Annotated in this window: 25 protein-coding genes; 12 read left to right on the forward strand and 13 right to left on the reverse strand. The window is 68.7% G+C overall.

Annotation, left to right across the window (positions count from 1 at the left end; genetic code table 11):
- Nucleotides 1-124: 124 nt before the first annotated feature.
- On the reverse strand, nt 125-1,759 hold the full coding sequence (locus ACT4N3_RS05220) for a phosphoenolpyruvate carboxykinase (RefSeq protein WP_444854150.1): 1,635 nt from the start codon (nt 1,757-1,759) through the stop codon (nt 125-127).
- Nucleotides 1,760-1,913: 154 nt separating this feature from the next.
- On the opposite strand from ACT4N3_RS05220, the gene ACT4N3_RS05225 reads away from it, so the two are divergent.
- The 9 genes from ACT4N3_RS05225 to ACT4N3_RS05265 all read left to right on the forward strand — a co-directional run bounded on the left by ACT4N3_RS05225 (nt 1,914) and on the right by ACT4N3_RS05265 (nt 8,171).
- The gene (locus ACT4N3_RS05225) at nt 1,914-2,621 is read left to right on the forward strand and encodes a response regulator transcription factor (protein ID WP_444854151.1); all 708 of its coding nucleotides are present in this window, start codon (nt 1,914-1,916) and stop codon (nt 2,619-2,621) included.
- On the forward strand, nt 2,608-4,152 hold the full coding sequence (locus ACT4N3_RS05230) for an ATP-binding protein (RefSeq protein ID WP_444854152.1): 1,545 nt from the start codon (nt 2,608-2,610) through the stop codon (nt 4,150-4,152). Before ACT4N3_RS05225 ends, ACT4N3_RS05230 begins: the two co-directional genes overlap by 14 nt.
- Nucleotides 4,149-4,580: an HPr kinase/phosphorylase gene (locus ACT4N3_RS05235; RefSeq protein ID WP_444854153.1), complete on the forward strand. Its 432-nt coding sequence runs from the start codon at nt 4,149-4,151 to the stop codon at nt 4,578-4,580. Before ACT4N3_RS05230 ends, ACT4N3_RS05235 begins: the two co-directional genes overlap by 4 nt.
- A 5-nt stretch (nt 4,581-4,585) precedes the next feature.
- Nucleotides 4,586-5,491, forward strand: coding sequence for an RNase adapter RapZ (rapZ, locus tag ACT4N3_RS05240; protein WP_444854154.1), 906 nt, complete (start codon nt 4,586-4,588; stop codon nt 5,489-5,491).
- A gap of 120 nt (nt 5,492-5,611) precedes the next feature.
- Nucleotides 5,612-6,019 carry a PTS sugar transporter subunit IIA gene (locus tag ACT4N3_RS05245; RefSeq protein WP_444854155.1) on the forward strand — a complete coding sequence of 136 codons (408 nt, stop codon included), beginning with the start codon at nt 5,612-5,614 and terminating at the stop codon, nt 6,017-6,019.
- A complete protein-coding gene (locus ACT4N3_RS05250) occupies nt 6,016-6,288 on the forward strand; it encodes an HPr family phosphocarrier protein (RefSeq protein ID WP_444854156.1) in 273 nt (90 codons plus the stop codon). Before ACT4N3_RS05245 ends, ACT4N3_RS05250 begins: the two co-directional genes overlap by 4 nt.
- Before the next feature lie 103 nt (nt 6,289-6,391).
- Nucleotides 6,392-7,189 (forward strand): TrmH family RNA methyltransferase, encoded by a 798-nt coding sequence (locus tag ACT4N3_RS05255; RefSeq protein ID WP_444854157.1) that lies wholly within the window; start codon nt 6,392-6,394, stop codon nt 7,187-7,189.
- The gene (locus ACT4N3_RS05260) at nt 7,174-7,566 is read left to right on the forward strand and encodes an META domain-containing protein (protein WP_444854158.1); all 393 of its coding nucleotides are present in this window, start codon (nt 7,174-7,176) and stop codon (nt 7,564-7,566) included. Before ACT4N3_RS05255 ends, ACT4N3_RS05260 begins: the two co-directional genes overlap by 16 nt.
- Nucleotides 7,563-8,171 (forward strand): META domain-containing protein, encoded by a 609-nt coding sequence (locus ACT4N3_RS05265; RefSeq protein WP_444854159.1) that lies wholly within the window; start codon nt 7,563-7,565, stop codon nt 8,169-8,171. Before ACT4N3_RS05260 ends, ACT4N3_RS05265 begins: the two co-directional genes overlap by 4 nt.
- Nucleotides 8,172-8,247: 76 nt before the next feature.
- Here ACT4N3_RS05265 and rmuC read toward each other — a convergent pair whose 3' ends face one another.
- The 3 genes from rmuC to recR all read right to left on the reverse strand — a co-directional run bounded on the left by rmuC (nt 8,248) and on the right by recR (nt 11,044).
- The gene (gene rmuC, locus ACT4N3_RS05270) at nt 8,248-9,576 is read right to left on the reverse strand and encodes a DNA recombination protein RmuC (protein ID WP_444854160.1); all 1,329 of its coding nucleotides are present in this window, start codon (nt 9,574-9,576) and stop codon (nt 8,248-8,250) included.
- Between the two features lie 153 nt (nt 9,577-9,729).
- Entirely contained in the window at nt 9,730-10,278 is a 549-nt protein-coding gene (def, locus tag ACT4N3_RS05275) for a peptide deformylase (protein WP_444854161.1), read from the reverse strand.
- Between the two features lie 169 nt (nt 10,279-10,447).
- Complete coding sequence (gene recR / locus ACT4N3_RS05280) at nt 10,448-11,044, reverse strand: recombination mediator RecR (protein WP_444854162.1); 597 nt, start codon at nt 11,042-11,044, stop codon at nt 10,448-10,450.
- 180 nt (nt 11,045-11,224) lie between these two features.
- Between recR and fmt the strand changes: the two genes are divergently transcribed.
- From fmt to ACT4N3_RS05295, 3 genes are all read left to right on the forward strand, one after another.
- Entirely contained in the window at nt 11,225-12,130 is a 906-nt protein-coding gene (fmt, locus tag ACT4N3_RS05285; protein ID WP_444854181.1) for a methionyl-tRNA formyltransferase, read from the forward strand.
- The gene (gene truA, locus ACT4N3_RS05290; RefSeq protein ID WP_444854163.1) at nt 12,127-12,876 is read left to right on the forward strand and encodes a tRNA pseudouridine(38-40) synthase TruA; all 750 of its coding nucleotides are present in this window, start codon (nt 12,127-12,129) and stop codon (nt 12,874-12,876) included. The genes fmt and truA overlap by 4 nt, the downstream gene beginning before the upstream one ends.
- Before the next feature lie 100 nt (nt 12,877-12,976).
- On the forward strand, nt 12,977-13,153 hold the full coding sequence (locus tag ACT4N3_RS05295) for a Flp family type IVb pilin (RefSeq protein ID WP_444854164.1): 177 nt from the start codon (nt 12,977-12,979) through the stop codon (nt 13,151-13,153).
- Between the two features lies 1 nt (nt 13,154).
- Here ACT4N3_RS05295 and ACT4N3_RS05300 read toward each other — a convergent pair whose 3' ends face one another.
- From ACT4N3_RS05300 to ACT4N3_RS05340, 9 genes are read right to left on the reverse strand one after another with little or no spacing between them, the layout of a single operon-like run.
- Nucleotides 13,155-15,104, reverse strand: coding sequence for an XrtA/PEP-CTERM system amidotransferase (locus ACT4N3_RS05300; RefSeq protein ID WP_444854165.1), 1,950 nt, complete (start codon nt 15,102-15,104; stop codon nt 13,155-13,157).
- Between the two features lie 5 nt (nt 15,105-15,109).
- Nucleotides 15,110-16,633, reverse strand: coding sequence for an exosortase A (xrtA, locus tag ACT4N3_RS05305; RefSeq protein ID WP_444854166.1), 1,524 nt, complete (start codon nt 16,631-16,633; stop codon nt 15,110-15,112).
- On the reverse strand, nt 16,630-17,835 hold the full coding sequence (locus ACT4N3_RS05310) for a TIGR03087 family PEP-CTERM/XrtA system glycosyltransferase (protein ID WP_444854167.1): 1,206 nt from the start codon (nt 17,833-17,835) through the stop codon (nt 16,630-16,632). The genes xrtA and ACT4N3_RS05310 overlap by 4 nt, the downstream gene beginning before the upstream one ends.
- On the reverse strand, nt 17,835-18,896 hold the full coding sequence (locus ACT4N3_RS05315) for a FemAB family XrtA/PEP-CTERM system-associated protein (RefSeq protein WP_444854168.1): 1,062 nt from the start codon (nt 18,894-18,896) through the stop codon (nt 17,835-17,837). The genes ACT4N3_RS05310 and ACT4N3_RS05315 overlap by 1 nt, the downstream gene beginning before the upstream one ends.
- Nucleotides 18,893-19,735, reverse strand: coding sequence for an XrtA system polysaccharide deacetylase (locus ACT4N3_RS05320; RefSeq protein WP_444854169.1), 843 nt, complete (start codon nt 19,733-19,735; stop codon nt 18,893-18,895). Before ACT4N3_RS05320 ends, ACT4N3_RS05315 begins: the two co-directional genes overlap by 4 nt.
- A gap of 10 nt (nt 19,736-19,745) precedes the next feature.
- The gene (locus ACT4N3_RS05325; RefSeq protein ID WP_444854170.1) at nt 19,746-20,801 is read right to left on the reverse strand and encodes an ExeA family protein; all 1,056 of its coding nucleotides are present in this window, start codon (nt 20,799-20,801) and stop codon (nt 19,746-19,748) included.
- 23 nt (nt 20,802-20,824) lie between these two features.
- The gene (locus ACT4N3_RS05330; protein ID WP_444854171.1) at nt 20,825-22,531 is read right to left on the reverse strand and encodes a hypothetical protein; all 1,707 of its coding nucleotides are present in this window, start codon (nt 22,529-22,531) and stop codon (nt 20,825-20,827) included.
- The gene (locus ACT4N3_RS05335) at nt 22,518-23,465 is read right to left on the reverse strand and encodes a hypothetical protein (protein ID WP_444854172.1); all 948 of its coding nucleotides are present in this window, start codon (nt 23,463-23,465) and stop codon (nt 22,518-22,520) included. Before ACT4N3_RS05335 ends, ACT4N3_RS05330 begins: the two co-directional genes overlap by 14 nt.
- Nucleotides 23,466-23,473: 8 nt before the next feature.
- The gene (locus ACT4N3_RS05340) at nt 23,474-25,015 is read right to left on the reverse strand and encodes an XrtA system polysaccharide chain length determinant (protein WP_444854173.1); all 1,542 of its coding nucleotides are present in this window, start codon (nt 25,013-25,015) and stop codon (nt 23,474-23,476) included.
- Nucleotides 25,016-25,019: the final 4 nt, after the last annotated feature.

Raw genomic sequence — 25,019 nt, forward strand, 5'->3', positions numbered from 1 at the left:
TGCTCGTCGTCGCCGAACAGGCGGGGTTTGTGGTCCAGGGGTCGGGTTCCTTTTGCACAAAAAGAAGTGAGCGCGCTGGCCGGGCCAGCGCGCTCCCGATGAAAGAGCGAAATGAAGGCGGCGGTCAGGCGGCGGTGATGATCGGCTCCGCTTGTTGTTGCTGGCCGCCGGCCCGGGGCGCGGCCGCCCGCACGCCGGCGTCGACATGGCTCTCGAAGCGGGCGAAATTCTCGTTGAAGAGCGCCACCAGCTTCGCCGCCGTCGCGTCATAAGCGGCCTTGTCGGCCCAGGTGTCGCGCGGGTTCAGGATCGACTGGTCGACGCCCGGAACGCTCACCGGCACCTGGAAGCCGAAATTCTCGTCGGTGCGGAACTCGACATTGTTCAGCGAGCCGTCGAGCGCAGCGTTGAGCAGCGCCCGGGTCGCCTTGATCGGCATCCGGCTGCCGACGCCATATTTGCCGCCGGTCCAGCCGGTGTTGACCAGCCAGCATGCCACCCCACCCCTGGCGATCCGCTCCTTGAGGAGGTTGCCGTAGACGCTCGGGTGGCGCGGCATGAACGGCGCGCCGAAGCAGGTCGAGAAGGTCGCCTCCGGCTCGGTGACGCCGATCTCGGTCCCCGCCACCTTGGCGGTGTAGCCGGAGAGGAAATGGTACATCGCCTGATCCGGCGTCAGCCTGGCGACAGGCGGCAGCACCCCGAAGGCATCGGCGGTGAGGAAGATCACGTTCTTCGGCACCGGCCCCATATTCTCCGCCGAGCAATTGGGGATGAAGTCGATCGGATAGGCGCCGCGGGTGTTCTCGGCGAGCGTCGCGTCGTCGAGGTCGAGCGTCCGCGTCTCGGGGTCGATCACGACATTCTCCAGCACCGTGCCGAAGCGCCTGGTCGTCGCATGGATTTCCGGCTCGGCCTCCGGCGAGAGCCGGATCATCTTGGCGTAGCAGCCGCCTTCGAAGTTGAAGACCGCGGTGTCGGACCAGCCATGCTCGTCGTCGCCGATCAGGGTGCGGCTCGCGTCGGCGCTGAGCGTCGTCTTGCCGGTGCCCGAAAGGCCGAAGAAGACAGCGGTGTCGCCCTTGGGGCCGATATTGGCCGAGCAGTGCATCGGCATGATGCCCTCGACCGGCAAAATGTAGTTCAGGAGGCCGAAGACCGACTTCTTCATCTCGCCGGCATAAGCGGTGCCGCCGATCAGGATCGTCTTATCGGTGAGGTTCACCGCGATCACCGTCTCGGAGCGCGTGCCGTGGCGGGCCGGATCGGCCTTGAAGCTCGGCAGGTCGATGATCGTATATTCGGGCTCGAAGCCTTCCAGCTCCGCCGCCGACGGCCGCACCAGCATCGTGCGGATGAAGAGGTTGTGCCAGGCGAGCTCATTGATCACCCGCACCTTCACCCGGTGCTCGGGCTGCGAGCCGCCATAGAGATCCTGGACGAACAGGGTTTCCCGCTCCGCCAGCGCGGTGAGGAAATCGGCCTTGAGCGCGGCGAAATGGTCCGCGCTCATCGCCTTGTTATTGTCCCACCAGACATTGCTCTCGGTCTCGGCGTCGCGGACGATGTATTTGTCCTTCGCCGAGCGGCCGGTGTGCTTGCCGGTTTCGACCACCAGCGGGCCGTCCTTGGCGAGCATGCCTTCCTCGCGGCGCACCGCCTGCTCGACCAGCTCGGACGTGCCGAGATTCCAGTGGAGCGCGGCGGGGGTGTCGATCCCCTGATGGTGCAAGTCGTAACGCGGGACCCGGTTGGCCACCTTCAAGCTTCCTTCCGTCTGAATGGTCCGGCCCCTCGGCGTGGGCCCTCGTCATGCCGGCGCGCATAGTGGAGGCGGGTCGTTTCGTCAAAGGGTGGCGCGGCGGGCCGCGCTTGCGCTAAGCCGGCCCTCCCGCACAGGAACACCGCCAAGCATGTCGAACACGATCGCCCTTGTCGACGACGATCGCAACATCCTCATGTCGCTCTCCGTCGCGCTGCAGGCGGAGGGTTTCACGACGCGTCTCTATTCGGACGGCGAGGCGGCGCTGAAGGCGCTCACCGAGGCGCCGCCCGAGCTCGCCGTGCTCGATATCAAGATGCCGCGCATGGACGGCATGGAGCTGCTGAGGAGACTCAAGGAGAAAACTGATTTCCCGGTGATTTTCCTGACATCCAAGGACGAGGAGCTGGACGAGGCTTTGGGCCTCGCCATGGGCGCCGACGATTATATCGCCAAGCCTTTTTCGCAGCGCCTCCTCATCGCCCGAATCCGTGCCGTCCTCCGCCGCAGCGAGGCGCGCGCGAAACCTCCCGGGGATGAACCGGAGCAGGAAGCCGAAGAGATCGTCCGCGGCCGACTGGTGATGGACCCGGCGCGTCACCGGGTGCGCTGGGACGGCGCCGATGTCGTCCTCACCGTCACCGAGTTCATGATCCTCGAGGCGCTCGCCCAGCGGCCCGGCGTGGTCAAGTCGCGCAACCAGCTGATGGATGTCGCATACCACGATGACATCTATGTCGATGATCGGACGATCGACAGTCATGTGAAGAGGATGCGCCGCAAGTTCCGCGAGGCCGATCCCGCGTTCAGGTCGATCGAGACGCTCTACGGCGTCGGGTACCGCTTTGCGGAGGAATGACGAAAGGGAGGCCCGGCTCGGCTGGTCGTCGCGGCTGTCGCTCCGGCAGCGCATCCTCGCGGTCAACATCTTCGCGATCGCGATCCTCGCCGGCGGCCTGTTCTATCTCGACAGCCTGCGGGCGCGGCTGACCGAGGCCAGGGTTGAGCGGGCACGCTCCGAAGCGACGATGGTGGCCCACGCCCTCGCCGCGGCTCCGCGCCAGACCTGGCCGGCGATGCTCGATCGACTGGGGCGCGATTCGGGCACGCGCCTGCGCGTCTTCGCCCGCGATGGCGCCTTGCTCGGCGACAATTGGACGTCCGGCCCGCCTACCTATCTGATGCGCGATCCGACGGGCGAGCCCTGGTATCGCACCGTGGCCCGGTGGCTGGACAACGGAGTTGACGCAATTGTCGCCGCGTCGTCCACTCCGCCGCTCGGCGACGATGTGAGCCGGGTCGATGCCTGGCCCGAGATTGCGGCTGCGCGCCGCGCCAACGGCCCGGTGAGCGATATTCGGCGCGCGTCGGAGGGCACGGCCTTCATCAGCACCGCTATCCCCCTCACCGGCAACGCAGAAACGCTGCTCCTGACCGTCAACGCCCGCGACGTTCGGCGCCAGGTGCGCGCCGAGCGTTTCTCGCTCGCTTTCGCCCTGCTGGCCACTTTGGTGCTCGCGATCCTGCTGTCGCGCTTCCTCGCCCGCACCATCGCCAACCCGCTGCGCCGGCTGGCCAAGGCCGCACATAGCGTGCGGCTCGGCCGCGCGCGCGAGGTCGACGTGCCGCTCTTGCCGGAGCGGAGGGACGAGATCGGTCTCCTCGCCCGCGCGCTCCACGACATGACCCAGTCGCTGCGGCAGCGGATCGACGCCACCGAGGCCTTCGCCGCGGATGTCACCCACGAGCTCAAGAACCCGCTCGCCTCGCTGCGCTCCGCGGTCGATTCGCTCGACCGGATCGAGGACCCGGCTTTGCGCTGCCAGCTGCTCGACGTGGTGCGCCAGGATGTCGGCCGGCTCGACCGCCTGGTCGTCGACATCGCGGAGGCGTCGCGGCTCGACGCCGAGCTGTCGCGGGCGCGCTTCGAGCCGATCGACCTGGCCTCGTTCATCGAATCCCTGCTTCCGACCTGGGAAGCGCGGCGCGAGAATGTCTCGATCGCCTTTGCCCGTCCCCGTCTCGGCTCGGCCGTGGTCCAGGGCGAGGAATCGCGCCTCGCGCGGCTGCTCGACAACCTGGTCGACAACGCGATCTCCTTCTCGCCCGAGGGCGGCCTCGTCGAGGTCCGCGCCTGCGCGGATGGCGACGAGGTGATGATCAGCATCGAGGACGAAGGAACGGGCGTGCCCGAAGATTCGCGTGAGGTGATCTTTAACCGCTTCCACTCCATCAGGCCGGAGGCGGATTTCGGCCGCCATTCCGGCCTCGGCCTCGCCATCGCGCGGGCGATCGTGGAAGGGCATGGCGGCCGGATCGAGGTCGGCGACCGGCGCGATGGGCAGGCCGGTGCCCGCTTCGTCGTCCGCCTGCCGGGAGCCGCGACATGAGCATGGCGTCAACTTCGTCGGAAACCATCCACGTCAGCACGGTGGCGATCGCCGGCAAGGCGGTGCTGATCGGCGGCCTGCCCGGCGCGGGCAAGTCCGACCTGGCGCTGAGGCTGATCGACCGCGGCGCGGTGCTGGTCAGCGACGATTATACGATCGTGCGCCGCACCGCCACCGGCCTCATCGCCAGCGCGCCGCCCACCATCTCCGGCCAGATGGAGGTGCGCGGGCTCGGCATCGTCGAGATGCCCAGCGCGGTCGACGTGCCGGTCGCTCTTTTCGTCGATCTCGACGCCACGCCGCAGCGCCTGCCCGAGCCGGGCGAGACGCGCTCGCTCTGCGGCATCGCCGTGCCGGTCGTGGTGCTCAACGCGCATGAGGATTCGGCCCCGATCAAGGTCGAACTGGCGCTGAAACGCATTACATAGGGCCGATGCCCGCGCCCGCCGCCCCGAAAAGATTCCTGCTTGTCACCGGCATGTCCGGCGCCGGCAAATCGACGACGCTCAACACGCTCGAGGATCTGGGCTGGGAGGTTGTCGACAATCTGCCGCTCAGCCTGCTCGATCCGCTGCTCGCGACGCCGCTCGCCGCCGGCGCGGAGCGCGGCCGCTCGCTCGCCATCGGCCTCGACAGCCGCACCCGGGGGTTCAACGCCGAGCGCGTCGTCCGCCAGGTGAAGAAGCTGGCCAGGGAGCATGACCAGCCGGTCGAGACCCTGTTCCTCGAATGCCAGGCGGCCGAATTGCTCCGCCGCTTCTCCGAGACCCGCAGGCGCCATCCGTTGGCGCCCGACCGGCCGACCAATGACGGCATTTCCGAGGAGCGCGAGATGATCGCGCCGCTGAAACGCTGGGCGGACCATGTCATCGACACGACCGACAGCGATACGAATGCGCTGCGCCAGCAGATCCGCAACCACTTCGGCGGCGAGGAAGGCGCGCCGATCCTGACCGTCCAATCCTTCGGCTTCGCCCGCGGCCTGCCGCGCAACGCCGACCTCGTCTTCGACATGCGCTTCCTGCAGAACCCGCACTGGGTGCCGGCGCTCCGCCCGCTCACCGGCCTCGAGCGGGAGGTCGCCGACCATATCGCCGCCGACCCCGCTTATGAGGATGCGGTGACCCGGATCGAGGAGCTGCTCCTCGCCCTCCTCCCTCGCTACGAGGCGGAGGGGAAGAGCTATGTCTCGATCGCCTTCGGCTGTACCGGGGGGAGACATCGCTCGGTCCATGTCGCCGAGCGCGTCGCCGCACGGTTGCGCGAAGCGGGATTTTCGCCCAGTCTGGACCATCGCGACCTCGCCACGCCGCCGCGCGACGGCAGCGAGCGCTCCTAGAGCGAGTTCCACTTGCGTGGAATCGCCCTAGGTGTGTTGAAACCGCGATTTCCGAGTCGCTGAGTGCGTACACTCGGCCTGAAATCGCTCTGGGGGCGGACGAGTTTCACAGGTGAACAGATGATCGGTCTGGTGCTGGTGACCCATGGCGGGCTGGCGACGGAGTTCGTGACGGCGATGGAGCATGTCGTGGGGCCGCAGGAGCGGATCGCGGCGATCTGCATCGGCCCCGACGACGACATGGAGACGCGCCGCACCGAGATTGCCGAAGCGATCGAGGCGGTCGACGACGGCGCCGGCGTGATCATCCTGACCGACCTGTTCGGCGGTACGCCGTCCAACCTCGCCATCTCGCTGATGAAGGACGCGCGCACCGAGGTGATCGCCGGCGTCAACCTGCCGATGCTGATCCGCCTCGACGGCGCCCGCAAGACGATGGACGTCAAGGGCGCGGTCGCCGCCGCGCGCGAGGCGGGCCGCAAATATATTTCCGTCGCCTCCGAAGTGCTCGGCGAGGCGGCGGCTTGAGCAGCGTCTCGCGCACCGTCGAGATCCTGAACAAGCGCGGCCTGCACGCCCGCGCCAGCGCCAAGTTCGTCACCCTCGCCGCCCAGCTCGGCATCAATGTCGAGGTCGAGAAAGACGGCAATTCGGTCTGCGGCACCTCGATCATGGGGCTGATGATGCTCGGCGCGGCGATGGGCGACTCGATCACGATCCGTGCCTTGGGCGACGGCGCCGAGGCGGCGGTGGAGCAGCTCGCCGCTCTGGTCGAATCGCGCTTTGGCGAGGAATGACCACTTCTCCGTCATTGCGAGCGCAGCGAAGCAATCCAGAGCGGCGGCGAGGCAGGCTGGATTGCTTCGTCGCTTCGCTCCTCGCAATGACGGTTGCCTAGCCATGCCCCGCCAAGTCACCGCTTTTTCCAACCCGCTGGTCAAGCAGGCGCGGGCCTTGCGCGAGAAGAAGCATCGCCGCGCCGAGGGCCTGTTCCTCGCCGAGGGACTGCGCATCCTGACCGAGGCGCGCGAGGCGGGCGTGCTGCCGGTAATCCTGTTCTTCAGCGACGCAACCCATGCGCTCGTCGCCGCCCTGGTCGAAGCGGTCGAGGCGGCCGGTGGCGAGGCGATCGAGACCACGCCCGACATCCTCCACAAGATCAGCGGCAAGGAGAATCCGCAGACCGTCATCGGCGTCTATCGCCAGCTCGACACCTCGCTCGACCGGATCGACCGCGCCGCCGCGCCGCTGTGGATCGTCGCCCAGGCACTGCGCGATCCGGGCAATCTCGGCACCATCCTGAGGACCGGCGACGCGGTCGGCGCCGGCGGGCTGATTCTGATCGACGATTGCGTCGACCCCTTTTCAGTGGAATCCGTACGCGCCTCTATGGGGGCTTTATTTACGCAAAGCATCGCAACGGCGCGCTGGCCCGATTTCGTTACTTGGCTGCGTTCAGCGCCTGCTCAGTTGATCGGGACAAGTTTGCGTGCGAGCGTGGACTATCAAGAAGCGTGCTATACGGCCCCGGCCTTCATCCTGGTCGGCAACGAGCAGGCGGGGCTGCCGGCGGCTTATGAGGAGGAATGCGACGTGCTGGTGAAAATGCCGATGCACGGCAAGGCGGACAGCCTCAATGCGGCCGTGGCGACCGCGGTGATGGCCTATGAGGTGATCAACCAATGGCGGGCAACATGATCGCCCTGCTGCTCGCGCTGCAGGCCGAGGCTGCGGTGATTCCGCCGCCGCCGCCGATCGCCGGCACCGAATGGACGATCGTCGCGATCGGCCAGGAGCCGGTGAGCGGCCCCCAATATGCGCTCAGCATCCGCGCGGGGGAAATCGCCGGCCGGACCGGCTGCAACAGCTTTTCCGCGCCTTATACCGCGGTCGGAGACACATTGGCGGTTGGCGAGGCGCGTTCGACGCGCATGGCCTGCGCCCCCGCCGTGATGGCCCGCGAGCAGCGCGCCTTCGCCATCCTCTCCGGAGCGGTCAGATTCAGCCGGCCGGACGCGAACACGATGGTGCTGACCGGCGAGGAAGGCGCGATCCGGCTGCGGCGGGCGAATTGATCCCGACAGCATTTCTTGCGCTCGTTATCCAGGCTTCACAGGTCGAACCAGCGCCGCCGTACCGCGCGTCGGGAGCGAGCCCCGCGTGGTCCCTTACCATTGCTGACGGCCGGATCAGCTTTTCCGAACCCGGCCGCCCCACCGTGTCTGTTGCGGCGGGAGTGCCGCGAAATGTCGATGGGATTGTCGATTACAACCGGCCTCCGCTCAATGTGACAATCATGGCCGATCCATGTGACGTGCCGGATGGCCGGTATGCCGATGCCGTCTTTGTCACCATTGCCGGGCGAGATTTCAGAGGTTGTGGCGGCAATCGCTTGCCAGCGGATTCACTTGCTGGAACGAGTTGGCATTTCGCCGAGATAGCGGGCGAAACCGTGCCCCTCACCGGCGATCTGCTCCGTGACGATGTCTACGCGATCGATTTTTCGGCCGATAGTTTTGCTGGCTACGGCGGCTGCAATCGCATCGGCGGGCAGTATGTGCGCTCGAACGAGGTGCTGACCGTCGTTCCGCCAATCATGTCCACCCGCCGTGCCTGTGCAGAGCCCATCATGCGTCGCGAGCAACGATTGATCGAGATTCTAAGCGCACCGGTCGAGTAAGGTTGGCCGATCGCGACACCCTGCTCTTGACCGGCGAGATCGGCACGCTCCGGCTCAGACGTACCAGGCCCGATCCTTAGTTCGGCGGTCCTTCGCCATCCCTCGCGAACAGCTTGGTGAGCGGCCGGGGTGCCGCTTCCACGACGGGCAGCGCCTCGATCTCCTTCGCGCCCGACGCGACCTCGAGTGTTTCGAAGCGCTTCGCCTGGGTCATGACCTGCGTTTCGAGGCTGCCGACGAAGGCATTATAGGCCCCGGTCGCCTGTTCGAGATTGCGCCCGAGCCGCGCCACATGGCTCCCCATCGTCGCCAGCCGCGAATGGAGCTCCTTGCCGAGCCGGGCGATCTCCGCCGCCTCCTCGGCCAGCTTCTCCTGCCGCCAGACGCTGGCGACGGTGCGGGCGATGGCGACGAGATTGGTCGGTGTCGCGAGCAGCACCCGGCGCTCAAACGCCCATTCCCAGAGCCGATCGTCCTGCTCCAGCGCCGCGGTGAGGAAATGCTCGCCGGGGATGTACATGACGACATAATCGGCCGCGTCGCCGAACTGCTCCCAATAATTCTTCGAGCCGAGCTGCTGGGCGTGGGTGCGGATCGAGCCGGCATGCGCCTTCAGATGCGCCAGCCGCGTGGCCTCATCCGCCGCCTCGCTGGCGTCCAGGAAGGCGTTGAGCGAGCATTTGGCGTCGATGATCAGCTTGCGACCGCCCGGCAGACTGACGATCACGTCCGGGCGAAGCCGCCCATCCTCGGTGTCGACCGAAACCTCGGTGCGGAAATCGGCATATTGGGTCAGCCCCGCCTGCTCGAGCACGTTCTTCAGGCTCTGCTCGCCCCAACGGCCCCGCGCCTTCGGGCTGGAACGGAGCGCGTTGACGAGGTTGCGCGTCTCGTCGCGGACCTGGGCATGGCCGGCATGGAGCAGGCCGACCGCCTCGCGCAGCGCCTCGTAGCTCCCCACCCGTTCCTTCTCGACCTTGGTCAGGCCCTCCTCGTAGCGCTTGAGCGTCGCCTCGACCGGCTGGAGCAGCGCCTTCAACTGCTCCTGGCTCTTCTCGCCCGCCTGGTTGAAGCGGGCGTCGGCGCGCTCCAGAAACGCCTTCTGCGCCTCGCCGAGCAGCTTCGCGCCGATCTCGTTGAACTGGGCGGCGAGCACGTCCTTCGCCTCGCGCAATTCCTGCATCCGCGCGTCGAAGTTCCGGGCGTCGGCCTGCAACGCCGAAACCTCCCGCTGCGCGGCATCGCGCTCGTTCGTCACCTCGGTCAGCGTCATCCGCAGCAGCTCGGCTGTCTTGCCCCGTTCCTCGGCCAAGGCACCGGCGCGGCCACGTCCCACCAACCAGCCGAGCGCGACACCGGCCGCCAGCGCGGCAAACACCAATAGAATGACGACGATCGGGTCCATGCCCATTCCTTCAGGGGGAACGAACAGCGAACCTAAGGCACAGAGGGCGCGAGGGAAAGCCTTAACCTATTCGCCATTGCGAGGCACGCAGCGCCGCGGCAATCCAGGACTTCGGACTGGATTGCTTCGCTCCGCTCGCAATGACGGAAAGCGTTACGCCGCCTTCTTCGCCCCGCCGTCGCGGCGCGCCTTGACCAGCTTCTTCATGATCATGTCGCGCTTGAGGCGCGAGAGATGGTCGATGAAGAGGATGCCGTTGAGATGGTCGATCTCATGCTGGAGGCAGACGGCCAGCAAACCCTCGATCCACTCCTCGCGCACCGTGCCGTCGCGCTCCTGCCAGCGGACTCGGGCGCGATCGGGGCGGAGCACCTCGGCATATTGGTCCGGCACCGACAGGCAACCCTCATTGTAGGGGACCGTGACGTCCGAGGTTTCGAGGATCTCGGGATTGATGAAGACGCGCGGATCCTTGACGCCTTCCGCGTCTTCCTCGTCGCTCTCCGGCTCCTGCAGGTCGATGACGAGCAGCCGCTTCGGCACGCCGACCTGGATCGCGGCGAGGCCGATGCCGGGCGCGACGTACATCGTCGCGAACATGTCGTCGATCAGCGTCTGCAGCTCGGGCGTGATCTCCTCGACGGGCGAGGAAATCTGGCGGAGGACCGGATCGGGAGTCTCGTAAATGGGCAGGATGGCCATGCGGGCGAGATAGGGAAAAAGCCCCTGTGCTTCAACTATCCTCCCTGTGCGCAACGCGCATGGGGAGGGGGACCATGCGTAGCATGGTGGAGGGGCTAACCGCCTCGCCTGCCCCTCCACCGCGTTTCATGCGGTCCCCCTCCCCATCGCCTACGGCGACAGGGAGGATTTAGGCCACCGGCCTTCTCGCCCGCAGAGCCTGCGCCAGCGTCCCCTCGTCGAGATAATCGAGCTCGCCGCCGACCGGGAGACCGTGGGCGAGCTGGGTCAGGCGGACCGGATAAGCTTCCAGCCGCTCGGCGAGATAATGGGCGGTGGTCTGGCCCTCCAGCGTCGCGTTCATCGCCAGCACGACCTCGTCGATCCCGCCCGCGGCGACGCGGCTCACCAGGCCGGCGATGTTGAGGTCCTCGGGCCGCACGCCCTCCAGCGCCGAGAGCCGGCCGCCGAGGACGTGGAAGCGGCCGGGGAAGAGCCGCGCGCGATCGAGCGCCCAGAGGTCCGCCACCTCCTCGACCACGCAGAGCATCCGCGCGTCGCGGCGCGGATCGGCGCAGATGCCGCAGGGATCGGTGGTGTCGACATTGCCGCAGGTGGCGCAGACCGACAGCGTCTCGTTCACCCGCTCCAGGGCGCGCAACAACGGCGTCAGCGCCGTCTCGCGCTTCTTCATCAGATGCAGCACAGCCCGCCGCGCCGAACGCGGTCCGAGGCCGGGGAGCCGGGCGAGCGCCTGCGCCAGCGCGTCGATCTCGGGAGAAGCCATCGGAACAAACTAGGAAGGCTGGCCGGAGCGGGCAAGCGCTGCTTATCCTCCCTGTGAGCGAAGCTCATGGGGAGGGGGACCGCGGTACGCGGTGGAGGGGCAAAAGCGGGCACAGGCCCCTCCACCAGCCTGCGGCTGGTCCCCCTCCCCATCTAACGACGGGGAGGATAAGGCGTGACCATGCGCCTCGCCTTCATGGGAACGCCGGACTTCGCGGTGCCGACACTCGATGCCCTGTTGGCGGCGGGGCACGAGGTGGCGGCGGTCTATACCCAGCCGCCGCGGCCGGCGGGGCGCGGCAAGGCGCTCCTGCCCTCCCCCGTCCAGCGCCGTGCCGAGGCGGCGGGGATCGAGGTTCGGACGCCCGCGACCTTGCGCGACCCGGAGGCGCAGGCCGCCTTCGCCGCGCTCGATCTCGATGCGGCGGTGGTCGCCGCCTACGGGCTGATCCTGCCCGCGCCGATCCTGGAGGCGCCGCGCCGCGGCTGCCTCAACGTCCACGCCTCGCTCCTGCCCCGTTGGCGCGGCGCCGCGCCGATCCAGCGGGCGATCCTCGCCGGGGACGAGATGACGGGCGTCTGCATCATGCAGATGGAGCAAGGACTCGACACGGGGCCGGTTTACGCGAGCAGCGCGACAGTCATCATGCGCCAGACCGCCGGCGAACTGACCGCGAAATTAGCTACGATGGGCGCGATGCTCATGGTGGATGTGCTGGCGGAGTTCGACCACTACGTTGCCGAGCCGCAACCCGACGAGGGTGTTACCTATGCGACGAAGGTCGATAAGGCGGAAACCCGTATCGACTTCACCCGCTCCGCCATCGATGTCGATCGCCAGATTCGGGCGTTCAACCCGCCGGGCGCTTGGTTCGATTATCATGGCGAGCGCGTTCGCATCCTCGCGTGCCGTCTGGTGCCCGGCGGCGCCCTGCCCGGCACGGTGATGGACGGGTCCAGTGTCACGATCGCTTGCAGTGAGGGCGCGATTATTCCTACGCTGGTCCAGCGGGCGGGGCGCGCTGCCATGACGGCGGCGGAACTCGTGCGCGGCTTTCCGATCCCGAAGGGGACGCGCCTGGCATGACCCGCTTCCGCCTCACGGTCGAATATGACGGCCGCCCGTTCATGGGCTGGCAGCGGCAGGCGCACGGCCCCTCGGTCCAGCAGGCGATGGAGGAGGCGGTCTTCGCTTTGTTCCATGAGGAAGTGACGTTCCACGCCGCCGGCCGAACCGACGCCGGCGTCCATGCGCTGGCGATGACCGTCCATGTCGATATCGCCCGTCCGGTCAGCGCCCACCGCCTCGCCGACGGCCTCAATGCCAGGCTTCGCCCGCACCCGATCGCGATCATCCACGCCGAGGAAGTGGACGACGATTTTCACGCCCGCTTCTCCTGCACCCGCCGCCGCTACCGCTACCGGATCGCCAACCGCCGCGCGCCGCTCGCGCTCGATGCAGGCCGGGCCTGGCGGGTGCCGGTCGTGCTTTATGCGGACGATATGAACAAGGCGGCGCAAGTGCTGGTCGGCCAGCATGACTTCATGACCTTCCGCTCGGCGCATTGCCAGTCGGACAGCCCGGTGAAGACGCTCGACCGGCTGACCGTGCGGCGGCTGGGCGAAATGATCGAGATCGAGGCCGACGCCCGCTCCTTCCTCCACCACCAGGTCCGATCGATGGTCGGCTGTCTGATGCTGGTCGGCCGCGGCAAATGGACGAAGGGGGACCTCAAGGCCGCGCTCGACGCGAGGGATCGCGCCGCGCTCGGGTTCAACGCGCCGCCCGACGGCCTCTATTTCGTCGGCGCCGATTATCCCGGCGATCGTTAAGCCGAACACTGCGTTAGCGCTGTTTCGTTACTCCGCGTTGTTGAGCGCGAGTGGATTCTCCGGTCCGGAGGCGAAACGATCGCCTCGACGGGAGGGACTAATGCGTATCTTCATTCGCCGCCTGACGCGTTCCGAGCAGGGCGCGACCGCCATCGAATATGGCCTGATCGCAGCGTTGATCGCCGTCGCGGCCATCACCGCGATGCAGGGGCTGGGCTCCAGCCTCAACAGCACCTTCACCAACGTCTCGACGGCGATGCAGGGGTCGAACCCCTAGGTCAGCCGGCGGCCCGCCGCCGCTTCGGCGCGGCGGGCCCGTCCGCGGCCGCCGCGCCGAGCCCGAAGAGCAGGCGCAGCGAGCGGTCGAGCATCAGCAGCTGCCAGAGCAGCCGGCCGTGATCCGCGCGGCCGACACGATGCGCGGCGGCGAGGCCGTCGATCGCGTCGGCGTCGAACCAGCCGGTCTCGGCCAGCGCCGAGCCATGCGCGATTCGCTCGGCCTCGCCCGCCAGCGGGCCCCGGAACCAGGACGAGATCGGCGTGACGAAGCCCATCTTGGGCCGATGCAGGATGTTGGGCGGCAACCGCTCCGCCAGCGCGCGCTTCAGCAGCCATTTGCCGGTGCCGCCGCGCAGCCGCATCCGCGCCGGCAGGCGCGCCGCGAACTCGACCAGACGATGGTCGAGCAACGGCTCGCGCGCCTCGAGGCTGACCGCCATGCTCGCCCGGTCGACCTTGGTCAGGATGTCGCCCGGCAGCCATATTTTAAGGTCGGCATATTGGGCGCGCGACAGCGCGTCCCTCGCCGGCGCGGCCGCCATCGTTGCGATATAACGATCTTCCGCGCGATGATCTTGCAGCGCGTTAACCATGTTTGAAGCATAAAGCTTGGCCCGGATTTCCGGCGGCGTGACCCCGACGCCGCGCGCATAGGCCATGCCGCTCCCCTGCCCCAGCGCCTGCAAGGTGGTCCGGGCGCGCAGGAATTGCGGCGCCCAGTCGAGCTTGGGATAGGCGTTCCCCATCGCACCGACCGCCCGGCCGAGCGGCCCCGGCAGCAACCGGCGCGCCCGTTCCTCGGCAGCGAACATCCGGTAGCGACGATAACCGGCGAAGGCCTCGTCCGCACCGTCGCCGGAGAGCGCCACCTTCACCTTCTCCCGCGCCAGCTCAGACACCCTGTATGTGCCGAGCGCCGAGGCATCGGCGAACGGTTCGTCATAGGCTTCAACCAAGGTATCGATCAGGGCGAAATCGTCCGCCGCGACCTTCCGCGTCCGGTGGTGAGTAGCGAAGCGGCGCGCGATCATTTCGGCATATTCGGTCTCGTCATGGTCAGCCCGGTCGAAGCCGATCGAGCAGGTCTCGACGGCCGCGCGGCTCGCCGCGGCCATGAACGAGACGACCAACGAGCTGTCGACGCCGCCGGAAAGGAAGGCGCCCAGCGGCGCGTCCGACACCATGCGCGAGCGCACCGCGGCGCGCAGCCGATCGACCAGCTCCTCCTCCAGCGCCTTCACCGATCGGCGGTCGGTGTCCGAGAAATCGACGTCCCACCAGGAAACCGAGGCCGGCACCGGCCGGCCGCGCCGCACGGTCAGATGGTGGCCGGCGGGGAGCTTGCGCACGCCGTCGATGATGCAGGCGTCGTCGGGAACGTAGCCGAAAGCGAGATAGTCCTCGATCGCCTGCGGGCTCGGCGTCCGGCGCAATCGGGGATGGACGAGCAAACCCTTGAGCTCCGAGGCGAAGATCAGGGCGCCGTCCGCCAGCTCGGCGAAATAAAGCGGCTTCACGCCGAGGCGATCGCGGGCGAGGAACAAGGCGTCCTGGCTCGCGTCGTAAAGCGCCAGCGCGAACATGCCGTTGAGCCGCGACAGGCAATCCGGCCCCCATTGCCGCCAGGCGGCGAGGATCACCTCGGTGTCGCTCTCGCTGGTGAAGACATGGCCCTTCGCCTCCAGCTCGGTGCGCACCTCGCGAAAATTGTAGATCTCGCCATTATAGGTGATCGCGACGCGGCGGTCGGGCGTCAGCATCGGCTGCGCGCCGGCGTCGGAAAGATCGATGATCGCCAGCCGGCGATGACCCAGCCCGACGCCGGGCGCGGTCCAGACGCCGCTGCCGTCCGGGCCGCGATGCGCGAGCGCCTCGGTCATCGCCTCGACCCGCGCCGGATCGACCGGCTTCGGCACGTCGACATGGAAGATGCCGGCGATCCCGCACATCGCGCTTATTCGAGTCCCGCGGCGCGGTCGGCGAGCCGGTCGACCGGTCCCAAAGCGGCGAGGAAAGCGTCGAGCGCCGGGCGCGGCGAGACTCCGGCGGCCGGCTCCGGCGCGGCGATCAGCACCGCCACCGCGCGCTGCGGCCCGCCCAGCAGCCGCACCCGCATCGTCTCCAGCCTCACCCCCGTTCGGCTCCCGGTCAGCATATCGCCGACGCGGTAGAAGCTCAGCACCTCGCGGACCAGCCCGTGCGAGGCGATCCGCTCCGCCCGTCCGCCGGGTGGAGCGGGCGCGTCGGCCGACCAGGACCAGTCGCTGTCGGGGCCTGCCGCGCCGTTGCCGAAATCGGCGAGCTCCCGCCCCTCCTCCTGCCGCGCGAAGACGGCGATGGCGAGGTCGACCTCGCGACCGGCCGAGTCGCGATAGCGCGCCATGCGGATCAGGTCGGCGCCGGCGAAATGTGGCTGCCAGGGCCGCCCGCCGCTCGCTGCCACCTGCCGCCAGCCGGGCACCGCCGGCATCGCGATGTCGGCGGGCGCGGCTTGTGCGCCGGTGAAAGCCACGGCTTGCGACCAGGCAACGGGCAAGGCGGCGATCGCGACGATCAGCCCGGCCACAACCGACACCGATCCGCCGCGCCGCCCGCTCGGCTCCACGTTCGCCAGCCAGGGCTCATCGACCGCACGGTCGAAGAAGCGCCATCCCGCGCCCATGATGAGGGCGATGACGAGGGCGAAGAAGAACCAGCCATAGAGCACATGATCGAAGCTGGCGGCGAAATCGACGCTGCCGCTCTGCTCGGCGATGGTGATCGTTCCCCAGGCGCGCACCGCATTGGCGAGGATCGGAACGATCACACAGGCGGCGAGGAAGGCGATCCGGCGCGGCCAGGCCTTGAAGCAGACATTGGCGACCAAGGCGCCGAACGCGACCATGGCGACAAGGAAGCGCACGCCCGCGCAGGCCTCGGCCACCTCGAAATAGCCGACCGGGGTAGTGATGAAGACGCCCTCGACATGTGCCGGCACGCCGCTTGCGCCAAGCAAACCGGTGACCATTTGCGCGGTCAGCGTCTGCATCGCCGGCACCAGTTCGGCCCCGAGCGGGATCAGGAACAGAGCGTAGGCGATCGGGAAGAGCAGCCCGCGCGCGACATCGCGGCCAAGGCAGGAGATGACCGCGCCCTGCAGCATCAGGATCAACCCCGCCTGGCGCGGCAGCGCGACCGAGCCGGCCTCGCCGGCCAGCCAGCTTGCCGCGCCCAGCGCGACCAGCACCAGCCCCGGCGCCCAGGCAGCGGGCGTGAGCCGTGCCAGTTCGGGCGCTCGTTGCCAGACCAACCAGCCGATGATGGGCGGGATCAGCAGGCAATGATTGAAGGTCGGGCTGTCCCACCAGATCGCGGCGAGGCCGGCGACATCGGGCAGGAAGAGCAGCAGGATCGCCGCCGCCACGCCCGCCAGCGCGGTGAGGTGGGTCCGCCAGGCCGAAGCGGGCGTGCTCCGTTCGATCGCGACCGCGGTCGTCATGCCGCCCGCCGTTCCGGAGCGAGCATCGCATCGAGCGGCGCGAGCCGGCTTTCCCAGCCGTAGCTTCCGACGACCAGCTTGCGCGCAGCCTCGCCCAGCGCAGTAGCGCGAAGCTGGTCTGCGAGCACGTGGCGGATCGACGCGGCCATCGCCTCGGCGCCGTCGGCGACGATCAGGTCGCGGTCCGGCCTGGCCTCGATCCCCTCGAATGCGGCTGGCGAGGCGACCACCGGCCGCGCCATCGCCATTGCTTCCAGCACCTTGTTCTGTATGCCGCGCGCGATCCTGAGCGGCGCGACCACCACGTCCGCCGCCGTCAGCCAGGAACGCATGTCCGCCACCGCGCCGGTGACTGTTACCCGATCCCCGGCCAGTGCCATCACTTCAGCTGTCGGCGCTCGGCCGGCGATGACGAAGCGTGCCTCCGGCACTTGCGGCAGGACCGTCCGTGCGAAGCAGCGCACGGCGTCGATGTTGGGCGGATAATCCATCTGGCCGGTGAAGAGCAGCAGCGGCCCCTTCGCCCGCTCCGCCGAATCGAGGGGCACGAAATCCGCAGCCGGATCAAAATGACGGAAATCGATGCCGTTGGAGAGCGCGCGGATATTGGGAAGGCCGGTCGCCTCCCGGAAGAGGCCCGCCTCCGCCTCGCTGACGAAGGTCGCGACATCGGCCCGCGCCGCCACCGCCCGCTCGAAGGCGAACAGCCGCGCCGCCTCGCGCCGGTAGAGCCAGCGCATCGGCCCGGTCGCCTCCTCGGCATAAGCGGCGAACTTGGCCGAATCCACGTCGCCGAAATCCATGATGAAGCGCGGCGCCATGCCGACCGGCACGAACTGCGCCATCTGGCCGGAGAACGCGAAAACCGTGTCGATCCCGCTTTTGGCCAACATCTGCTCGACAAAGCCGCGCAGCTTCGGGCTGTCGAACAGGGTCAGCGACACCGGCTTGGCCGCCACCAAAGCGCGCGCCCCCGCCATCGCCTTGCCAGTGCGCCGCGGCTCGACATGGACCTCACCGAGCCGGTCGCCCAATGCGGCCTTCAGCCCGGCGAGATTGGCCGCGTCCGCCTCGTCGTCGGCGAAGCAGGCGAGATGTACCGTCCCGCGCGCTGTGAGATATTTGATCAGCTGCCAGGAGCGGATCTTGTCGCCCCGGTCCGGCGGGAACGGGATGCGATGGGCGAGGAAGAGCGTCGACATCAGCCCAACCCCCGCGCGATCAGCGGGCCGAGCCGGTTCGCCGCCCAAAGCGGCAGGCGCTTCCAAGCTTCGACCTTGAGCCGATATCTGGCGTCGAGAGGGTTGATCGCCCGCGCCGCACCACTCGCCGACCGAACGGCGTAGACCAAAGGCGTCTCGTCGAAGCCCCAGATGCGCTTGCGGCTCCACGGTCCGGTGCCGACCTTGGAGCGGCCGAAATCCGCCCGGGTGCAACCACGCGCGACCGCGCGGCGCATGACGTCGAAATAGATCAGGTCGTTGGCCTTGCATGAGCGCGCCGCGAAGGTGCCGCCGCCCCAGAAAGGCTGGCAGGTCCCGTTGAAATAGAAATTCAGCAAGGCGGCGAGCGGCTCGTCGCGGCGGCGGACGAGGATGATATCCGCGTCGTCGCCGAATTCGTCGAGCATCGCTTCGAACAAGGCGCGCGGGAAGATTGGCGTGCCGAGGTTGCGGACGCTCTCGGCATAGACGCGGAAATGCGCCGTGCGATGCGTCGCATCGTTTCCGGCCGACGTTTCCAGGTCCGATTCGAGCGCGCGGCGCACCTCTGTGCGCTGGCGGCGCGGAACCGCGGCAAGCAAGGCGTCTGCATCGCCGGGCAGGTCGCGATCGAAATTGGCGTAGACGCCGCCCTGCGCGTCGAAGCCGGCAGGAACCGGGCCGCCGCGCAGCTCCAGCGAGCCGCAGGCCAGCGCCTCGGCCAGCGCCCAGCCCGCATCGGCCAGCCGCGCCGCGGCGCGATCATCCTCGGCGAGAATGCCGCCGCCGGTGCCGAAGCCGGCCGAGACCAGGGCGTTGCCGAACAGGCGCGAGCGGACGTGGGTGAGCGGCAGGCAGCCGACCAACGCGCCGGCCCGCTCGGCGACCAGATAGTGCGCCCGCTGTCCGCAGCCGCGCTCGACCGCCCGGCTCCATTGCGGCCGGTGGAAGATCGTCCCGGCGTCGTGCGCCCGCACGAAATCGTCGATCCGCGCGCTTTCCGCCGCTTCGGCCAGCTCGGCGGTGCGCACGGAGATAGTGATGGCGACCGGCGCGTTCATGCGAGCCGCGCCGCCTCGGCCGCGGCGACCTCGTCGGTCCGCCCCCAGTCATGCGCCCGCAGCAGGCGCAGCAGCTTCGGCCGCATCGCCTCGAGATTGGTGTAGTGGCGTAAATTGGAGCGCATCGGCGCGTCCGGCACGCGCGGCTGCTCCGGGTCGATCTCCCAGGGGTGGAAATAGAAGATCGCCGGCCGCGCATCGCGATTGGCGCGGCGCACCGCCAGGTTCGAGACGAAATAAGGCAGCAGCCGGAAGAAGCCCCCGCCCCCGGCCGCCATCCGCCGGCGCCCAAGCTCCAGCGTCGTCACCGGCAGCTCGATCAGCGGCGCGCCCTCGACCGGCCGCCAGGCGAAACGCGGCGCGCTCCGCCAGCCATAATGGTCGTGCGCAATCGGCGCGACGCTGGAGGAATAGGCATAGCCCTCCTCGGCCAACACCTCGTGCGCCCAGAGCGTGCGCTGGTCGATCGAGAAGCTGGGCGCGCGATAGCCGCTCACCTTCTGCCCGCTCGCGTTCTCCAGCACCACGCGGGCGCTGGCGATGTCGGCGCGGAACTCGTCGGCGGTCATCGTGAAGACCCGCTTATGGTCCCAGCCGTGGCTGGCGACCTCATGGCCCGCTTCGGCGATGCGCCGGATCAGCGCCGGATGGCGCTCGGCGACCCAGCCCAGAGTGAAAAAGGTCGCCTTGACACCGGCTTCGGCAAACAAGGCGATGACGCGGTCGGTATTGGCCTCGACCCGGCGCGGCATGGTTTCCCAGTCCGCGCGGTCGATCACGCCCTCGAAGGCGCCGACCTGGAAATAGTCCTCGACGTCGACCGACAGGGCGTTGCGCATGCGCCCTCCTTCAGGCGGCGTTGATCCGATAGGCCGCCTCGGGCTGCTCCTTTTCGACCCATTCGACAAGCAGGGTCAGGACGCGGCGCAGCGTCTCCTCCTGCTCCACCGCCTGCGCTTCTAGTTTGGCGATGCGATCGGCCAGCCCGGGATCCGCGACCACGCGAGCCGCCGGCGCGGACGGTGCGGCCGGCTCGGCCGAACGGACGGAGCGGAGCGGGAGGACGCGCTCCTGGACCGGCGCGGCCGGCACGGCGGCATCGGCATCGATCTCGCGCGCGACCGCTTCGATCAACGCGCCGTCGATCCGGTCGGCATCGTCCAGCGCCGCCTGCAGCATCACCCGGTTGGCGAGCTGGTTGACCTTGCGCGGAATGCCGCCGCTCGCCTGGTGGAGGGCGGCATAGGCGTCGGGCGCGAAGGCGGGACGGCCGGACCAGCCGACCAAAGCGAGCCGGTGCGCGACATAATGCTCGACCTCGTCGGCGGCCATCGCCTCGAGATGATGGCTGGCGATGACGCGCTGGCGCAGCTGCTCGATGCCCGGCGAGGCGAGCTTGTCGCGAAACTCGGGCTGGCCGAGCAGCAGGATCTGCAGCAGCGGCCGGCCGCGCAGCTGGTAATTGGAGAGCATGCGCAGCTCTTCGAGCGCCGAGACCGGCAGGTTCTGCGCCTCGTCGACGATCAGCAGGGTGCGCTTGCCGGCCCGCGTCTCCTCGTCCAGCCGCCGCTCGACCGCTTCGAGCAGGGCCGCCTTCTCGACACCGCGGGTCGCGACGCCGAGCCCCTGGGCGGCGAGCCGGAGAATGTCGTCGCCCTCGACCTGGGTCGAGACCAGCGAGATCGCGTTGAGACGGCTGCGGTCGATCGTCGCCAGCAGGTGCGCCGCGAGCGTCGATTTGCCCGCGCCGATCTCGCCGGTGACGACGACGAAGCCCTCGCTCTGGGCAAGGCCGAAGCCGAGATAGGCCATGGCGCGGCGGTGCGTCCGGCTCTCGAACCAGAAGCGCGCGTCCGGGGTCAGCTGGAAGGGCTGCCCGCTCAGGCCATAATGCTCGCTGTACATACGCGTCTCCTAGCGGCCCTCGCTTACCAGAAGGTGTAGCGCAGGCCGGCGACACCCGAGGCGACCGTGCTGTCGTCCGTGCCGTCGTCGCTATGGTTGAGCCCGATCGCCGCCATCAGCCGCAGCCGATCGACCAGGAAGCTCCGGCTGTAGCTGACCGTGCCGCCGGTGCTGAACACCCGATCGAAGCCCGGCTGATCGCTGTCATACCAGCTCGCATAAGCGTTCAGGTTGACGTCGGACGAACGGCTGAGCTGCCGGCCGACATTGCCGAACAGCGTCCAGCTCTCGTCGCGGAAGCCGCCGAAGGCGTCGAAGGCCGGGTCGTTGGGCCGCTGGTAACGGCGCGTGTCGTAGCTCGCGCCGGCGCCGAAGCTCCACAGCCGGCGCGACCCGGAGAAGGTCAGGTTGCCGCCGCGGGCGCGGAAGGTGCCGCCGCGGACCGACTGCAGCGAACGGCCGAGGCAGGCGCCGCTGCCCGGCGTCTGGCCGAAGACGCAATCCCCAAGGTCTCCCGTAACGGGATTGCGCGTGACTACAATGCCTTGCGGCAGGTTGCTGAGGCTGCTCGTCAACGAATTCCCGAACGTCTCGACGGTGTCGTAGACGGCGGCGCTCACCCCATAATCCTGGTTGAAGCGGTGGCTGAACGAGCCGACGACGGTCGTACCGCCATAGCGATGACCGGCACGCGCCTGCAATTCGGTGCGTGGGGACGGCCGCCAGATCACGCCGGCGTCATAGATCAGGCCATCCACATCATAGGTGAGGAGGCGGGGCGCATTCGGTCCGGCGACCGCCCGGCCGCCCGGCGCGATCACCGGCGCGCCGGTGCCGTCGCGCAGGATGTCGCGCTGGCTGGCGCGCAGCCGCTCATAGCCGACCCCCGCGGTGACCGCGAAGGTCAGGCCGAGCGGGACGACCACGTCGCCGCGGACATATTCGCCCTCGAAACGGTTGCGGAATTCGCCGCGGTCGTCGCTGCGGACATAGCCGCCGCCGACCGTCCAGCCGAACGGCAGTTGGCCCGGCGCCATGCCGACGCTGGCGCTCGCGCTGTGCGAGATCGAGCTGTCATAATCCTCGACGGGACCACCGGCGACGCTGTCGTCGTCGACCGCGACATAGCCCAGGCGATAGGAAGCATTGATCGCGATCGGCCCGGCATGGGTCGAAACCGAGGGGCCGACATAACCCGCATAGACCTCGACCGCCTGATCGCGGTCGGTGAGGCCGATCGCCCTGCCCTGCCCGCCCGTGCGGGTGGCCATCGCGCCGGCGTCGAGCTGAACCGCGCCGGGCACGACCTGGGCGGAGACCTGGGCGATGCCGCTATGCTGGTCCTGATCGCCGACATTGCCGTCGATATCGATCGTCCGGTCGTAGCGGTAGCTGATCACGGCGTTGACGCGGCGCGTCTCGACCCGGCCGTCGATGCCCGCGGCGACGGTCGAATAGGTCAGCGTTTCGCCGCCGAATTCGTGGCTGATGCCTGCGGCCACCTCGAGATAGGGCGCGACCTCGACCCGGCGCCGGCGGCGCTCGCGCGGCGCCTCGGCCTCAGGCGCGGCGGCGTCGGGCTGGCCGTAGCCGGTCGAAGCGGCCTCGGAGCCGCCAAGCACGCCATAGGACACCCCTGAAGGCGGCGATTCCTGCGCCGGCGCGGCCGTGGCCGCGAGCGCAAGGAGACCCGCGAGCGCGAAGCGGCGGGCAAGCTCAGTCCTGGTCATGGCCATATCCGTCATAGGCGCCGAACTTGCGCGCGCTGACTGCGACGCCCGCCCCGTTGAGGAGCAGGCCGACATGATCGCAGGCGGACAAAAGACCGATGGTCTCGCGCAGATCGGCTTCGGTGGTTTGGTCGGCGCGCACCACGACGAGCGTCTGGCCGACATGGCCGGCCAGCACCGTCGCGGGGGACGCCATCAAGGCGGGCGGAGAATCGATCAGGATGATCCGCCTGCCATCGCCAGCGACAAGCTTCGCCAGCACCTCCCTCGTGCGATCGGATGCGAGCAGCTCCGGCACATTATTGGTTTTGCGCCCCGCGGGCAGGACCGACAGGCCCGGCACATCGGTGCGGATAACGAGTTCCTCGGGGTCGACCCGTGGGTCGGCGAGCGCCTCGACGAGGCCGGGACCATCCTCGATCCCGAGCGTCTTCAGCACTTCCGGCTTCGAGAAGTCGCCGTCGATGAGCAGAACTTCATTCTCGCGCTCGCCCGAGAGAGACAGCGCGAGGTTGATCGCGCAGAAGCTCTTGCCCTCGTCGGGCTGGCCGGAGCAGATCAGTACCGTACGGCGCTTCTCCTCGGGCAACGACACGCGCCGGGCGATGTTGCCGAGCAGCTGCCGCTTCACGACCCTAAATTCCTCGGCGAGGCCGGTGACCGGGCCGCCGGGCACCACGAAGCCCTTGCGGACCAGCGCCGTGCGATCGACCGGCGCGACGTCGCGCGCTTCAAGCTCGAACGGCGCCGGCAGCTCGGCGGCAACCGCGACGATCTCTTCGCGCTCGATCGGACGCGGGCGGGCGCGTGGCACGGCTTCCGGTTCGACCACAGGCTCCGGGACCGGCGCAGTGGCGGGCGCGCGCAGCGCCGCGCCGAAATCATAGACCTGCGCGGCGCGCTCGATCAGCGAAAGGGGCTCGTGCTTGCTCATCTGTCCCCTCACGCCACCGAACTGCGCTGCCAGAATTCGACCAGCATCAGGATCGCCCAGCTGCCCGCGAGCGCCGCACCGGCGCCGCCGAACCAGATGAGGCGCTGGCGCCGTCGCGACCGCTCGGGCGCGGTGATCACTTCGCTCAGCGTGCCGAGCACCGGCAGTCCGGTGACCGAGGCGAGCCGGTTCTGGGTCGGGAAGGTGGTCTGCAGCTGGCCGGCGGCGAAGGCCGCGCCAAGGCCCGCGACGACGGCGAGGAACAGGATCGCGGTCAGGAAGATCGGCCGGTTCGGCGCCGACGGCGCGCTCGGCACCGACGGCGGCTCGACGACCTGAACCTGAATCGGCGTCGTCCGGCTCGCCATGTCGCCGCGCAGCCGCACCTGCTCGCGATTGGCGAGCAGCTGGTCATATTGCTGCTTCAGCACATTGTAGTCGCGGCCCAGCCGATCCTGCTCGGCGGCGAGGCCGGGCTCGGACGATTGGCGCGACGAAAGCTGGGCGAGGTCGGACTGGAGCTGGTTGCGCCGCTGGGTGGCGGCGGCGAGCTGCGCCTCGCGCTCTGCGAGCATGGTGCGCAGCGAGATATAGCTGGGGTTGGTCGCCCCTGCTCCGTTGGCGCCGCGCTGGCGCTCGCCCTGTGCATAGGGCCGCAGCCGCGCGATCTGCTGGCGTGCGGAGACGATGTCGGGATGGGAATCGGTCCAGCCGCGGCCGCGCGCCTGGGCGATCTGCGCCTCCAGCTGGGCGATCTGACCGGTCGCGGTGCCGGCGCTGGCGCCGCCGTCGAGACCGGGCAGGCTCTGCGGCGTCGACTGAAGCTGGGCCCGCATCGCGTTGACCGAGCCCTGGGCGGCAGAGATTTGCTGCTCCAGATTGGCGATCTCGGCGCGCGCCGCGCCCATGCGCTGGCTGATCGGCCCGTCGCCCGGCAGCAGGCCCGCGAAACGCTGATCGAATTCCATCCGCCGCTGCTCGGCTTCGCGCAGCGCCGTCTCGCGCCGGGCCAGCTCCTCGTCGAGGAAGGTGAGCGACTGTCCGGTCTCGCGCCGGTCGCCGGACAGATTCTGCTCGATGAACATGTCGATCAGACCCTGGACGGACGCGGCCGCGGTGCGGGCGTTCTGACCGTTGGAGAAGCCGGAGATATTCGAGGTCGCCTTGATCTCGATCATCCCGTCCGGCTGGGTCACGACCTGGATGCGGGCGCGCAGCGCCGAGACGACGCGGCCCAGCTCGGCCTCATTGTCGGCGAGCGAATTGAGGTCCGTGCGCCGGACCACGCGGATCAGATTCTCGTTCGAGGTCAAGGTCTGGCGGAGGCGCAGCAACTGGTTGTTGCGCTCGTCCGGCGTGACACCGACCTGGTTCGGCAGGATCGACTGCATCTGGACGAACAGCCGCGCCTTCGCCTCGTAGGTCGAGGGAATCAGGGCGACGACCAGCCAGCCGGCGACCGCGACGCCCCAGGCGACGGCGATCGCCAGCCAGCGTCGCCGCCAGACCTGATGGATCGCGATCCGGACCTGATCGTAGAGACCATCCATGGGC

The organism is Sphingosinicella sp., from assembly GCF_052388015.1.
Lineage (GTDB): Bacteria > Pseudomonadota > Alphaproteobacteria > Sphingomonadales > Sphingomonadaceae > Allosphingosinicella.

What these genes read in the sequence shown, in the direction of transcription:
- ACT4N3_RS05225 (WP_444854151.1), top strand. Translation starts at nt 1,914, where the DNA reads ATGTCGAACACGATCGCCCTTGTCGACGACGATCGCAACATCCTCATG.
- ACT4N3_RS05235 (WP_444854153.1), top strand. Translation starts at nt 4,149, where the DNA reads ATGAGCATGGCGTCAACTTCGTCGGAAACCATCCACGTCAGCACGGTG.
- rapZ (WP_444854154.1), top strand. Translation starts at nt 4,586, where the DNA reads ATGCCCGCGCCCGCCGCCCCGAAAAGATTCCTGCTTGTCACCGGCATG.
- ACT4N3_RS05245 (WP_444854155.1), top strand. Translation starts at nt 5,612, where the DNA reads ATGATCGGTCTGGTGCTGGTGACCCATGGCGGGCTGGCGACGGAGTTC.
- ACT4N3_RS05255 (WP_444854157.1), top strand. Translation starts at nt 6,392, where the DNA reads ATGCCCCGCCAAGTCACCGCTTTTTCCAACCCGCTGGTCAAGCAGGCG.
- ACT4N3_RS05260 (WP_444854158.1), top strand. Translation starts at nt 7,174, where the DNA reads ATGGCGGGCAACATGATCGCCCTGCTGCTCGCGCTGCAGGCCGAGGCT.
- rmuC (WP_444854160.1), bottom strand. Translation starts at nt 9,576, where the DNA reads ATGGACCCGATCGTCGTCATTCTATTGGTGTTTGCCGCGCTGGCGGCC.
- def (WP_444854161.1), bottom strand. Translation starts at nt 10,278, where the DNA reads ATGGCCATCCTGCCCATTTACGAGACTCCCGATCCGGTCCTCCGCCAG.
- recR (WP_444854162.1), bottom strand. Translation starts at nt 11,044, where the DNA reads ATGGCTTCTCCCGAGATCGACGCGCTGGCGCAGGCGCTCGCCCGGCTC.
- fmt (WP_444854181.1), top strand. Translation starts at nt 11,225, where the DNA reads ATGCGCCTCGCCTTCATGGGAACGCCGGACTTCGCGGTGCCGACACTC.
- truA (WP_444854163.1), top strand. Translation starts at nt 12,127, where the DNA reads ATGACCCGCTTCCGCCTCACGGTCGAATATGACGGCCGCCCGTTCATG.
- ACT4N3_RS05295 (WP_444854164.1), top strand. Translation starts at nt 12,977, where the DNA reads ATGCGTATCTTCATTCGCCGCCTGACGCGTTCCGAGCAGGGCGCGACC.
- ACT4N3_RS05300 (WP_444854165.1), bottom strand. Translation starts at nt 15,104, where the DNA reads ATGTGCGGGATCGCCGGCATCTTCCATGTCGACGTGCCGAAGCCGGTC.
- xrtA (WP_444854166.1), bottom strand. Translation starts at nt 16,633, where the DNA reads ATGACGACCGCGGTCGCGATCGAACGGAGCACGCCCGCTTCGGCCTGG.
- ACT4N3_RS05310 (WP_444854167.1), bottom strand. Translation starts at nt 17,835, where the DNA reads ATGTCGACGCTCTTCCTCGCCCATCGCATCCCGTTCCCGCCGGACCGG.
- ACT4N3_RS05315 (WP_444854168.1), bottom strand. Translation starts at nt 18,896, where the DNA reads ATGAACGCGCCGGTCGCCATCACTATCTCCGTGCGCACCGCCGAGCTG.
- ACT4N3_RS05320 (WP_444854169.1), bottom strand. Translation starts at nt 19,735, where the DNA reads ATGCGCAACGCCCTGTCGGTCGACGTCGAGGACTATTTCCAGGTCGGC.
- ACT4N3_RS05325 (WP_444854170.1), bottom strand. Translation starts at nt 20,801, where the DNA reads ATGTACAGCGAGCATTATGGCCTGAGCGGGCAGCCCTTCCAGCTGACC.
- ACT4N3_RS05330 (WP_444854171.1), bottom strand. Translation starts at nt 22,531, where the DNA reads ATGACCAGGACTGAGCTTGCCCGCCGCTTCGCGCTCGCGGGTCTCCTT.
- ACT4N3_RS05335 (WP_444854172.1), bottom strand. Translation starts at nt 23,465, where the DNA reads ATGAGCAAGCACGAGCCCCTTTCGCTGATCGAGCGCGCCGCGCAGGTC.
- ACT4N3_RS05340 (WP_444854173.1), bottom strand. Translation starts at nt 25,015, where the DNA reads ATGGATGGTCTCTACGATCAGGTCCGGATCGCGATCCATCAGGTCTGG.